The sequence below is a fragment of the Streptomyces sp. NRRL B-24572 genome (genome assembly GCF_002156145.1).
GTDB lineage: Bacteria > Actinomycetota > Actinomycetes > Streptomycetales > Streptomycetaceae > Streptomyces > Streptomyces vietnamensis.
On sequence record NZ_MWIG01000226.1, the window covers coordinates 1 to 12,072 of the forward strand.

General features: G+C 72.7%; 9 protein-coding genes and 2 pseudogenes. 2 read left to right on the forward strand and 9 right to left on the reverse strand.

The genetic code is table 11. The features are described 5' to 3' along the window. Nucleotides 1–484: pseudogene (locus CCN56_RS14135) on the forward strand (sodium:solute symporter family protein); the annotation flags it as partial. A gap of 196 nt (nucleotides 485–680) precedes the next feature. Here the strand turns inward: CCN56_RS14135 and CCN56_RS14140 are convergent. From CCN56_RS14140 to CCN56_RS14170, 7 genes and pseudogenes are all read right to left on the reverse strand, one after another. Then, complete coding sequence (locus CCN56_RS14140; RefSeq protein ID WP_256961964.1) at nucleotides 681–2,027, reverse strand: phosphotransferase; 1,347 nt, start codon at nucleotides 2,025–2,027, stop codon at nucleotides 681–683. Nucleotides 2,028–2,050: 23 nt separating this feature from the next. After that, complete coding sequence (locus CCN56_RS14145) at nucleotides 2,051–2,998, reverse strand: methyltransferase (protein WP_256961965.1); 948 nt, start codon at nucleotides 2,996–2,998, stop codon at nucleotides 2,051–2,053. A gap of 177 nt (nucleotides 2,999–3,175) precedes the next feature. Further along, entirely contained in the window at nucleotides 3,176–3,955 is a 780-nt protein-coding gene (locus CCN56_RS14150) for a methyltransferase domain-containing protein (protein WP_086826971.1), read from the reverse strand. Continuing rightward, nucleotides 3,952–4,638, reverse strand: a complete 687-nt coding sequence (locus CCN56_RS14155; RefSeq protein ID WP_086826959.1) for an NUDIX domain-containing protein — start codon at nucleotides 4,636–4,638, stop codon at nucleotides 3,952–3,954. The genes CCN56_RS14150 and CCN56_RS14155 overlap by 4 nt, the downstream gene beginning before the upstream one ends. Nucleotides 4,639–4,841: 203 nt before the next feature. After that, nucleotides 4,842–5,888 carry a phosphotransferase enzyme family protein gene (locus CCN56_RS14160; protein WP_086826962.1) on the reverse strand — a complete coding sequence of 349 codons (1,047 nt, stop codon included), beginning with the start codon at nucleotides 5,886–5,888 and terminating at the stop codon, nucleotides 4,842–4,844. A gap of 143 nt (nucleotides 5,889–6,031) precedes the next feature. Then, nucleotides 6,032–6,574 (reverse strand): annotated as a pseudogene (locus tag CCN56_RS14165) (ATP-binding cassette domain-containing protein); the annotation flags it as partial. Between the two features lie 493 nt (nucleotides 6,575–7,067). Next, nucleotides 7,068–7,766 carry a hypothetical protein gene (locus CCN56_RS14170; protein ID WP_086826965.1) on the reverse strand — a complete coding sequence of 233 codons (699 nt, stop codon included), beginning with the start codon at nucleotides 7,764–7,766 and terminating at the stop codon, nucleotides 7,068–7,070. 363 nt (nucleotides 7,767–8,129) lie between these two features. Between CCN56_RS14170 and CCN56_RS14175 the strand changes: the two genes are divergently transcribed. After that, nucleotides 8,130–8,510: a hypothetical protein gene (locus tag CCN56_RS14175; RefSeq protein WP_179199841.1), complete on the forward strand. Its 381-nt coding sequence runs from the start codon at nucleotides 8,130–8,132 to the stop codon at nucleotides 8,508–8,510. 58 nt (nucleotides 8,511–8,568) lie between these two features. On the opposite strand, the gene CCN56_RS14180 is transcribed toward CCN56_RS14175, so the two are convergent. Continuing rightward, the gene (locus CCN56_RS14180; protein ID WP_086826967.1) at nucleotides 8,569–8,967 is read right to left on the reverse strand and encodes an NTP pyrophosphohydrolase; all 399 of its coding nucleotides are present in this window, start codon (nucleotides 8,965–8,967) and stop codon (nucleotides 8,569–8,571) included. 628 nt (nucleotides 8,968–9,595) lie between these two features. Next, a partial coding sequence (locus CCN56_RS14185; protein ID WP_086826969.1) for an ATP-binding domain-containing protein occupies nucleotides 9,596–12,072 on the reverse strand: 2,477 nt, incomplete at its 5' end.

The following is a 12,072-nucleotide window of genomic DNA, read 5'->3' on the forward strand; positions in this document are numbered from 1 at the left end:
CGGCTGGCTCGTCGGCGTCGTCGCGGTCGCCGCCGCCTCCGCGGCCATGGTGCCGTCCGCCGCCATCATCGTCGGCATCTCCAGCCTCCTGTCCCGCAACCTGCTCAGCGCCGGCAACGAACGCGCCCAGCTGCGCACCAACCACGTGTGCGTGATCGGGGCCGCGACGCTCGCCCTCGTCCTCGGCCTCGCCCGCCCCGGACTCCTGTCCGACCTCCTCCTGCTCACCTACGGAGGCCTCACCCAGCTCGCCCCGGCGATCGTCATGGGCCTGGCGAAGAAGGTCCGCCTGGACGCCGTGCCCGCACTGCTCGGCATCCTGACCGGCGTCGGCGTCCTGATCTGGCTCACCTTCGGCGGCGTGGACGTCGGCACCTTCGACACCGGACTCATCGCCCTCCTCCTCAACACGGCGGTTACCGCCGTCGCCCAGCTGGTGGTGCGGTCCCGCTCCACCGCCCCGGTCCCGGCCGAGGCCAACTGACCGACCGCCGGGCCGCGCGCGCCGGGAGGCCGCGTGGTCCGGCGGTCGGGCGGGGGCAGAGGACGGACGGGCGTACTGCTGCTCGGGCGGAGGGGCCGACCTGCCGGAACCCCTTGCCGTCGCTGGAGTGCTGTTCCCCCTGAGCGCGGGTCGTGTACGCCAACGTGTCGCTCCCCCTACGCAGGCGCGGTGGTGATCAGGGGCGTTGTGCGGTGCGGAGCCGGGCCAGGGTGCGGCGGCCGCGCTCCACCAGCTCGGGGTCGCCGTGGGCGGCGCCGTAGCAGATGCCGGAGACGGCATCCAGGACGGACAGGATCCTGAAGTGGGCTTCTTCCACCGGGGTGAAGGGGCGGCCGTAGCCGTCCATCACGGCTTCCAGGAGGTCGGGACGGCCGTGCCACGCATCGGAGAGCCGCACGAAGTCCCGTACCGCCGGTCCTTCTTCCGACCGTTCGAAATCGATCACATACAAGATGTCGGCGTCTTCGTCCCAGCGCAGATTGCGCAGCTGGAAGTCGCCGTGCGTGGGCACCACGTCCAAGGCGGCCAGGTCGGCGCCCTTCTCGGCTGTGGCACGGACGAACTCTTCGTCCCCGGGCGCGAGATGGGGCCGGGCCCCGTCCAGGTGACGCTCCAGCTTTCCCACGGGCAGCGTGCCGCCGGCCGGCCGGGGTGGAGCGCTGCGATGGACGGCCGCCGCGAGTCGTCCGATGCGGTGGAAGATCCTGCGCTGCTTCTCGGGCGGGTGGGTGGCGCCGTGCAGGGATCGGCCTCCGACCGCGGTGAGCACCACGGCCCGCAGTGATGCATCGGCGGCCACCAGGCGTGGCGCGGCCGCGCCCAGAGAGGGGACCCAGCTGCGGAGGGCCGTCACCTCACGCCGGTGGAAGCGGTCGTTCTGGTGGATCTTGACGTACCAGGTGCCGCCCTCGGCGCCACGCGCTTGCCATACACGGCTTTCCTCACGAACCCAGGAAACGTCCGTCCAGCCGGTGACGCGGCCCACCGCCCGCTCGGTGAAGGCGCGCACCGCCTCCTCCGGGACGGCGCCGCGGATGCCGTGGCCGGGGACCAGGACCAGCCGGTCGACGGCCGGGTCGTAGGCGATCGGGTCACCGGGATCCTGGAAATGCAGTGCGACCGGCGCGCCGGCCCGATAGGCGTCCAGACCGGCCCTGCAGTAGGCGACCATCGGCTCCGGCAGGCCGTCGAGCGGGAACCACCCGATCGCATCGCACTTGTCCGGTTCGATCACCCGCGGTGTGCCGTGCCAGCGGCGGACCTCGAAGAAGAAGCCGACCCTCTCCTGTCCGCCCGGGGGCCGGTGGTGCACTGTGACGGCTGCGCGGGCATCGGCCGGATCCACGACGAGCCCGGTCTCCTCCCGCGTCTCGCGTACGACGGCGGCGACGACGGTCTCCCGCTCCACGTGCCCCGACGGCGCGTGCCACAGGCCCGCCGCGTACACGTCACCGGCCCGCCGGGACAGCAGTACCTCCGGGCCCCGTTCCCCGTCGCGGACGGCGAGCAGGTGTACGTCCACCGGCACGGTGTGCCGCCCGCCGCTCACGCGTCCCCCGGCAGTACCCGCAGCGCAGCGGCACCAGCCGGCAGCGACCAGCTCAGCGCCTTCGGCCCCGTACCGGAGGTGACGCGCTGGATCCCGGCGCCGTCGGAGAGGTCGACCCGGTACGTCTCCGGGCGGTCGGCCCGTACCCAGCGGGCGTACAGGTCCTCGAGTTCGGCCCACACGTCCCGCGGTCCGTGGACGCGGACGGTCGCGTCGTCCGATGGCGGCACGAGCCGGGTGGGCCGCGCCGTGCCCGGGTGCGCCTTGATCCGCGCGCGGTGGTCCAGGGCGGTCAGCCACCGGTATCCCAGCATCGGCCGGTACCCGCTCGGCCGGCCCCGCAGGACCGCTTCGATCCGGCCGGCGTCGGCGCGGATGACGAGGAGCTGTCCGGGCCGGCTCGGCGTAGGGGTCGCGAGCGTGGTCAGCAGCCGTCCCCCGGGAGCGAGTTGCGCCACCCACGCCGGCGGGACGCACGGCACCCCGATGCCGGAGTGGATCCGGTCGTACGGGGCCCGGTCCTCGTGTCCTTCGAGTGCGTCACCCTCGACCACCGCCGCGCCGACGCCGAGGGTCTGGAGGGCTTCGACGGTGGCGGGGATGAAAGTGGACATGGAGGTCATGTGGCCGCCGGTCACCGGACCGCGGGCGAGAGCGTCGAGGGGCTCGCCGTCGCGCTGGAGCAGGATCGACGCGTCGTTGTGGATCAGGTCGAGCCACTCTTCGCGGTCGTCGGGGTGGGAGCCGTCGAGGAGGCGCCAGTCGATCGGATCCGCGCCGGGGCCGCTGACCCGGACGTAGGCGTGGGGGAGGAGCGTCTCGCGGCGCACGTGGAGCAGGGCGTCGCGCAGCAGGGGGTCGGTCAGGGTTCCCGTGGAGGTGAGGCGGTCGACCATGGCGGCACGACGACTGCTCGTCGCGCCGGGCTGGAGATCAAGGGACATGCGGGCTGTCCTTCGCGGGTGACGGGGCGGTCGCGGGCGTGGTGGTCGGGCGGCGCCGGCCGGTGAGGTCTCCGGCAGTCCTGCCGGGACGAGGTGCGGGGCGGGTCCGGCGAGTGGTGCCGCGCGTACGCAGGAATACGGAGGTGGGTGCGGCGCTCTGCGGCAGACCGGTGGCCGTCACGATCGGCTCCGCCCCGGCCGCCGGGCCAGGGTGTGCACCAGGTGACCGAGATCCCGGTAGGGGCTGCGCCAGGAGGCGGCCCATTCCAGATCCAGAGCCGCCTCGTACGCGGCCCTTCCCGGGGTCCAGGCGTCATCGAGGTGGTCGTGGAAGATCCGTACGCCCTGCCAGGCCAGCGGCGTGAACCCCTGCCCGGCAGCCAGTCGGTCGAGGGTTTCGGCGGTGTCGCCGCGGGTCTCCAGACCGAGGTTGCCGGGGCTCCTGTCCGCTTCGGACTCGATGAGTCGGCGCGCGCTCTCGTAGTCACCGGCCAGGGCCTCGCGTACACCGATGGCCCGGCGGTTCTTGGCGAGGATGCTCAGCAGGCCTCCGGGTGCGACCCGTTCGGTCAGCCGGGCGAGCGCCTCGCCGGGTTCGTCCAGGTACATCAGAACGCCGTGGCAGCAGACCGCGTCGAACACCTCGCGGCCGAAGGAGAGCCCGTCGATGCCGGCCTCCACCAGCTCCACGCGCCCACGGAGTTCAGGCAGGGCCGCCAGACGGCCGGCCGCAACGGCCAGCATGCGGGGGTCCGGGTCGGCGCCGGTCACCTGGTGCCCGGCGGCGGCGAGCCGGATCGTCATCTCGCCGGTCCCGCAGCCCACGTCCAGGATCCGTACGGGTGACGCGGGCAGTTCGGCGTGCAGGCGGCGCTCGACGAGGTCGTGGCGCAGTCGGCCCCGGGCGCTGTCGGAATGCTCGGCGTAGGCGGCGCCGACGGCAGAGAAGCCGGTCACCGTGACCACCCCATCTCCGTATAGGGGCGGCCGGCCCGGATCCCCTCGATCGCCGCGCGGGTGTAGGGGACGATCGCGTCCGGGAGGTCGTCGATGTCCCAGTACTGCCAGGCGACGGTCTTGTCCGGCTCCCGGAGCTCGGGTGTGCCCTCCCATGCACGCGCGTGGAAGAAGAGCTGGATCCTGGGCGGGGCACCGGGCCGGTCGACCGCGTGCACCGTGTGGACGAGGGTGAGGTCGTCCGCGCTGAGGACCAGGCCCGCCTCCTCGTGTGCCTCGCGCACCAGGCATGCGGTCGCCGCCTCGTACTCGCAGTGACCCGCGAGAACGTGCCACATCCCGCCCGCGTACGCCGAGTCGGGATGGCGTCGGCCCAGCAGGACCCTGCCGTCCTGTTCGAGGACGAGGTGGACGCCGACGATGTGGGGCTCGGTGCCAGGGGGCACCGTCGCGGTCACGGTCTTCACCGGCCGGTGGCCGGCGTCGAGGGGCTTCGCGCGCAGTGTCGGTGACCGGACCTCGTCCTGCGGCAGCCAGACGGCCCCTGAGACTTCCTCCTCCTGGAGGACGAGGTCGGGGCTGTCGGGGTTGAGCAGCACCCCGGAGAGCGCGTCGCGCTCTCCGGGGTGCCGGCCGAGGTGCTCGCGGACCGTGGATCGCAGGTGGTCGCGGGACGGGCGCATGTCAGTACCTCACCAAGGTCGAGACGAACGTCAGAAGCGGGAGAGCGTAGGAGGAAGTGCAGGGCACGACAGAACCTCGCAGTGGTGGTCACGGGGACGGGGGTGGGACAAGGCCGCCGGGGAATCGCGTCGTGCCTCGGCGCCGGCCGCCTTGGAGGCCGGCTGAGCCTTGAAGACCGGCCGACAGGGCTCGGCAGCGACGGCTACCGGAGGTGGTTCCTCAGCACCTCCTCCGCCTCGTCGAGCCGCTCACGCAGAACGACAGCGGCCTCCACGCGGTCCCGGGCGTACGCCTCCAGCGACTCGGTGACGGGGCCGAGGCCGTCCACGAGCGTGTTGAGCGGATACACGGTGCACCCCAGGTACGCGGCCGTCAGCCGTACCACGCTCACCAACTCCTCCACCGAAACGGCCGGATGACGCCGGTGGTAGGCGGCGGCGAGGCGCCCCATCCCCTCGGGCCAGTCCGGCTGGGCGAGGACGGTACGCGGGTCGAGCGCCAGCCGGCCGAGCTCCCACATGAGGCCGCGCCGCCCCGGCGCGGCGAAGTCGATCACCGCCGCGACACCGTCCCCGCGCAGGAGCACGTTCGGGCCCGACAGGTCTCCGTGCACCAGCTGCGAGACCGTCCGTTCCGGCGCCCCCTCCAGCAGCCGCTCCACCGCCGGCAGCCCGGCCAGCCGCTCGCGTGCCGTCTCCAGCGCCCACCGCTCGAAGTCCGTACGAGGAGGATCCGTCTCGTAGCGGTGAACGAGGCCTTCGAGCCGGGACCGGCTGCGCACGGGGTCGACCGCCCTGTCGCGGGCATCGAGCCGGGGCGGCCCGAACCGGTGGCGGGCCAGACCACGGTGCAGGCGGCCGATCGCCTCCCCGACGGCCTCCCATCGACGTCCGGTGAGCCGGCCGTCGGCGGTGACCGTGTCGCGCAGGTATCGGGTGACCGACATGGTCACCTTCCCGTCCGAGGCGACCAACCGCTTCTGGCCGACCGTGTAGCGGGCGCGGGCGACGGGTACGCGGCACAGCCGGGCGTACTCGCTCAGCGCGGCGGCGCTCTCGGCCGTCTCCCGGCCCGTGCCGGCCGGGTAGGTCTTGACGAACCAGGCGGTGCCGGTCTTCGTGGTGGCCACGTAGTTACGAGTCGCGGTCCCGGACGGCCCCGGAGCCACCGACGCCGGAACGATGCCGAACTCGGAGGCGAGCATCAGCGTCACGAGCGAGATCCGGTCTCGGGGGGTTGCGGTGCTCACGACGGGTCTCCTTCACGTGCGGTCCCGCGCCGGGGCGCGAAGCGGGCGGGGAAACGGGGCATGCGGCCATCGGCAGCGGTGAGCGATGAGAACACGGCTCCTTCTCGGCTGTGCCCGTACGGGACGGGCGGGGGCGGAAGCGATCAGCGGTCCCGGGAGAGTTCCAGCAGTTCGGCGAAGGTTCCGCCGCCGTGGACGAGGTCGTCGTACCGGCCCTGTTCGGTGATCCGGCCGTGCTCCGTCACGGCGATGTGGTCCGCGATCCGGGTGTTCTCCAGACGGTGGGTGACCACGATCGTGATGCGGTCGGAGGCGATGGCCTTGATCTGCTCGAAGATCTGGTGTTCACCGCGCGGATCCATCTGGGAAGTGGGTTCGTCGAGGATCGACAGCCCCGGGCGCCGGTACAGGGCCCGGGAACACGCGATGCGTTGCCACTGCCCGCCGGGGAGTTCCGTGCCGCCGAAGACATCGCGGGACAGGAGAGTGTCCAGGCCGGCGGGAAGGTCCTCGACGGCCCCGCGAAGACCGACCGCGTCGACGGCCGCCCACACCGGGACGTCGTCGTGGGTACGGGGCTGACCGAGGGTGATGTTCTCGCGGACGCGCAACGGCCACTGCGCGAAGATCTGCGGCACCAGGCCGGTGTTCGCCCGCACCGTGGCGGGGTCCACCTCGGCGAGCGGATTGACGGAGTACTGCCCGCTGTGCGTGATCTCCGCCGGTGGGGGTGGAGGCGGTGCGGCGGTGTCCTGCAGTGCGTTGGAGACGGCCGAGGTCAACGTTGGTCCCCCTGACGGTTGTCCGACGTGGTCATGGGGTTCAACGACACCGGCGGGATATCGAACACATGTATTTCGGTCTTCCTCGGAACCTTGAGATTCGGGGCGCGGCGGAGAGTGGAGGATGCATCGATCCGCCTCCGGCAACAGGACAGGAGAGAAACGGAGTTGGCCGAAACGCCGGTGGTGCCGGTTCGTAGGACTCTACCGACCCGGATTGTCGCGGACTCCCGGAGAAGTAGGGTCTGTCATCGCCCCGCCCACGCGACTTGGCAGGTGGGCTCGTTGTCAACGTCGATGTCCGCACCCCCGTCCTTCGACGCGGGCGGCGCCGAGACACCCGTGCGCCCGCCGGGCGCCCGTGTCTTTGCAGGGGCGTCCCGTCCAGAGGGTGCCCCTACCAGTGGGTGAGGTCGTAGACGCCTGCGGGGGCGTAGGGGTCCTGGGCGGGGGAGCGGTTGTCGAGTTCGTCGAGGACGAGTGAGGGCAGTGCGGCCATGAGGGCGGTGTTGCCGGCACGTACGCGGCCGTTCTCGTCGTGGAGGGAGACATCGAGTCCGACAGAGCCTGCGGTGCCGGGTGAGGTGACGTACAGGCGAGCGGTGGTGGGGTCCCGCAGCAGGAAACCGTCCAGCCGCAGGCGGCTGCTGTCCTCCGGATCGTCCTGGGGCCAGAGCATGGAGGCGGCCGCGTGGAGCGCGTCGCCGAGCTCGAACGTGACGTGGTCGAGGGCGTCGAGCACGTGTCGGCGGGCATCGGCGAGGGAGATGCCCAGGGGGTCGGTGCCGACGGGGACGGGGGGATGGACGAGGGCCTGCCGGAGGGCCGCGACCAGGTGGGTCCAGGGGATGTTGTCGCCCTCCGGGTGGACCAGGGGCACGTCGTACGCCACGGAGCCCTCCGGCCGGCGACCGTCCCGGAGAACGACACGGGTGACACCTCGATGCTCCGGCGGCAGCAGGACACCGCGGACCAGGCCCGCGCCGGCGGTGCCCGAGAGCGGCGACGACGTGAAGCGGAGCAGTTGCCACATCAGGATGCGGTGCAGCTCCGCCAGTCTCTCGTCGTCCCACCCCGGCAGCAGTTCCTGCGTCATCCCTGGTCGACCTCGCCGGGGCAGCGGTTGTGCGGGACGTTGCGACAGTACGCCGTGATGACGACCTCCGGACGACAGTGATCCAAGACGATCCGCTGACGTCCTACCGTAACCGTTCGTCACGGAGAGTTCCGATAACTCGGGGGAGCCACGGCTGGCCCCGGCCGTTCGGGCCCCGCGATGGGATCGCCGGCCCGTCGAGGTCGTGCAGATCACTGTCGTACGGACCGGGCGGCGGGGGACCGGTTTCTCGGCGTCGGCTGCGTGAAGGCGCGGCTGCCCGACGACGGCTCTGGCCGGTCCGGACACCGAACCGGTGCCGAGCGCCGGCCCACGACGAAGCGCCGCCGATACGATCCATGCGTGTGCACCTACGCCTTAGTCCATTACAAGCTGCACTACGCGTGCGTACCGTGCCGGATCAGCTTCAAGCGGCATCCCCGCGACGTCGGACACACGTGCCCGCGCTGCGCAGGGCCGCTGCTGTGTGCGGGACACGACTTCGCGGCACCCCGCCGCAGCAACCGAAAGGCATGGTCGGTGGTCGCGGCGGTCCTGGGCGCCGGGTTGCGTTACGAGGGCTTCGAGACCTGTGGATGCGGGCGGGAGCCGAAGTTCCGCCCCCGTACCCGTGCCCAGTTGCGCGCCCGCCGCATCGTCGCCGCCCGGACCGGCACCCCGCTCGCGGAGCTGCTCGGTCGGGCCGACCCGCTGGAGGCCACTGATCCCGGCAAGGGCGGGTGACGGCGGAGGGCGTCGGTCCGACCGGGGAGGACGAGCCGTGACGTGCGCCTTCGCCTTCCTACGTGGGCGGTTGGAGAACGCTGCGGGGGCCCGCACAGCGGGCCCCTTCCTGCGTCACCCGCCGGCGTAGCCCGCGGTCGGCCGTGACCACCAGACACGGCCGGCCGTTCGCGTTCCGGGCCAGTTCGGCGATCAGGTCGTCGCCGCTGCCGGGAGCTTCCTCGACTCGCACGCCGGGCACCGAGGCGACGCCTCGGGCGCCGCCCTCGACGACCAGGACGATCTCGTACGGCCGCGGGTACGGGCCGTCGGCCGGTCCTCCGGTCGCGGCGAGCCGGTCACGCAGCCGCTCGGCGGCTGCGCGCCGGTCGCGCCACCAGCCGTCCGGCACCGATCCCACGACGTTGGCTCCGTCCACCACCAGCAGGGGACGGAGAAGCGGGTCATCGGCATTCACGGCTCCATGATGCCAAGGAACCGACCTCCACGTACCCGACCTCCACGTACGCGGCGGAGGGAAGGGCCCGGTGGAACAGGCGGGCCGTGTCGGGACGAGGGCGACCAGGAGACGGAGCACGGCCGCCCCGCCGAAAGTATGAGGGGGGCGCTGCCTTCCGGGCGGGGGACCGGCCATCGGGTGGATGTCCCCTGCGCGGCCGTGGACGAGGGCGGGGTCATGGACGACGAGACACCGTTGGCCTTCTCGGCCTCCGCTTTCCCGACCCGCCTCCGCTCCCGTGCCCCCGGGCGCCCGCGTTCCCGCCGTACCTCCGGGAGCGCAGGGGTGCTGGGGTCGGCTCTCCTCACGATCGCGGCCGAGGGGCTTCCGGCCCACGCGGCCCATGTCGTGCCGCCCCGGCCGGTGATCCGCGTGGATGCCGACCGGGACGGTCTGGTCACCCCGGCCGACGGCGCCGGCAAGGGCGCGTGGAGCCAGGACCGCGGCGCGCTGATGCTGCCCGACGTGGATGACGACCAGCGACGCTGCCCCACCGCAGAGCCCGGAGGCGAACGCCTGCCAGACGAGCGGCTGGCGGGCTGCGTCGACTCCTCGGACGCCTGTGCCGCTCCCCGGACGCGTGGGGTCACTTGGTGGATCCCAGTGCGACGTTCGTGTCTTTGCCGCCCCAGCCGGCCGGGCTGCGCCAGATGACGTGGACGCGGAAGACGTCGAGGATCGTGCTCACCGACCAGTCCTCGGCGGGCGGTTCGGGGAGGACGAGGTAGAGGCCGTCGGCCGGGGCGGGCAGGGTGTGGTTGATCTCGAGCAGCCGGGTCGCGCCCTCACGGAGGTCCGCGTAGGTGGAGCGGCCCGCGCCCAGGGCCTCGTAGAGGAAGAGACCGTGCTCGGTGGCGCAGCTGACGTCGACGACCGGCGAGTCGACCGGCTGGAGGTCCGCCCAGAGGAGTGATGCCTTCAGTGCGTGACGGACCGCTTCGTGCTTCTTGCACGCGCGGTCGGTGCCGGCGGCCGTCTCCAGTGCGTGAAGGAGGCCGTCCTTCGTGGTCGCGGTCGGTGTTGCGACGGTGGCGTCCGCGGTGGTCATCTGCACTTCTTCCTTCTGATCGGGTTGCGTCGGGGCGACGGGGACCGCGCCGTCGGAGTCCGGCTTCGTTGCCGTGCCGAAGCGCTCCTGGAGCTCTCGCCGCGCTTCGGCGAGGGGCCCCGCCCAGCCGGAAGCGGCCAGCCCCTCCGCGAGCCGGCCCACGTCGAAGGTGCCCTCCTTGAGCGCGCGGTTGGTCGTCGCGGCGAGGTCGCGAAGGACTCCGAGTCGTTCCCTGTCCGGATCGCCGAACAGGTGAAGCACGTCGACCCAGTCGGCCTGGTCCCGTCGGAGGATGCGGTTGGCCATGCCCTGGAGTTCGGAGAGGCGGCTGCGGGCGTCAGGGACGTCGCCGTCGCTCCCGGCCAGTTCTCCGAGAACGTCCAGTGCCGCGAGATAGCGCCCCGCCATCCGCTCCGAGACGGGCGACCGGCCGCGCTGATCGGCGGTGAGCACCGTCTGACTCGTGTCGTTCGCGAACACCCAGCAGTCCAGCTCGTCACCCCGGCGCGGGGGAACCGAGCCCTGGCGGACGGTGAGCACGAGCGGTCGGTCGATCACCGGAGACAGCGGCCTGACCTTGTACCGACCGCCGGAGACGTGGCCCACGACCTCGACCCGGACGTCGCTGCCGATCCGGGGAAGGCTTTCCGCCGCGCCCGCCGGTCGGGCGTCCGGCGCCGCGGGTTCGGTGCCGTCCGCGGAGGCGGTGAGCGCCGCCGGCAGCGGGGCGGTGTGCAGGACGGTGAGGCTCTGGGTGCTGCGGGTGAGGGCCACGTACAACTGGCGCAGCCCGGCGGGGCCGCGGTCGGCGATGGTGGCGGGCTCGATGACCAGCACGTGGTCGTACTCCATGCCCTTGGCCTGGGTGGCGGCCAGTACGGACACGGCCTCGCGGTGCTGCTCGCCGACGGCGCCGTCCTCGTCGATCCTGCGGCTGATCGCGTCCAGCCAGTCCGAGTCGTCGGGGACGATGACGGCCACGGATCGGGGGGTGCTGCCGTCGCTGGTGTGTACGAGCCGGGCCACCTGCTCGACGGTGTCGTCGAGCAGCTTCCACGGCTCGGTCGCCACGGTCCGTACCGCGTCGGCCCCCGCCTCGCGGACGGCCCGTGGGTACGGCAGCGACGGGGCGATCACTCGGGCGAGCGGGGCGACGAACTCCATGATCTCGGCGGGGACGCGGTAGCTGGTGTCGAGCCGGGCGACGCTCCAGTCGCCGTGGTCGGAGAGGAGCGCGCCGAGCAGGTCCCAGCTCGTCGGGATGTGGGCGCCCGTCGCCTGCGCGAGGTCGCCCAGGACGGTCATGGAGCCGCCCGCGGCGCAGCGCCGCCGCAGGGAGCGGGCCTGCATGGGCGTGAGGTCCTGGGCCTCGTCGACGACGATGTGACCGTAGCGCGGTGGGGTGTCGCCGCTGATCAGCACGCGGAGCTCTTCGAGGCACACGTGGTCGTCGAGGGTCCACGGGTCGGCGTCGGCGCTGGCGGCGCGGGCTCGCAGCAGGGCCGCCCGCTCGTCCTCGTCGAGGATGCCGTCGGCGCAGTCCCGCAGGAGGTCGGCCGAGTCGTAGAGGCTGCGCAGGGCCTCCCGGGGGCCGGGGGACGGCCAGACGCGTTCGACGAGGCGCTCGACCCGGCGGTTGCGCTCCAGGTCACGGCGGATCGTGCCGGCCTGCCCGCGGCGCGGCGCGATGTCGGCGAGCTCCTGGAGGAGCCGGTCGACGAACAGGCCGCGGAAACGGTCGCGCCGCTCCCTAAAGGGCCCGTCACCGGCGTGGGCCCGGTCGAGGAGGGCGAGGACCTCGGACTTCGGCACGCGCAGGGTCGTACTGCCGGCGGTGACGACGATCGCGGGCTCGTCGCCCTCGAAGGAGGGCTCGACGGTGAGGGCGTCGAGGGCCTCGGGGCGGTAGTCGCTCTCGACGCGACGCCGCAGCACGGCCGCCATGCGGTCGTCCGACTTCACGAGGCGTGCCTTCGGCGAGTCGGCGCCGAGGGTCTCGCCCTCCCACAGCCGGT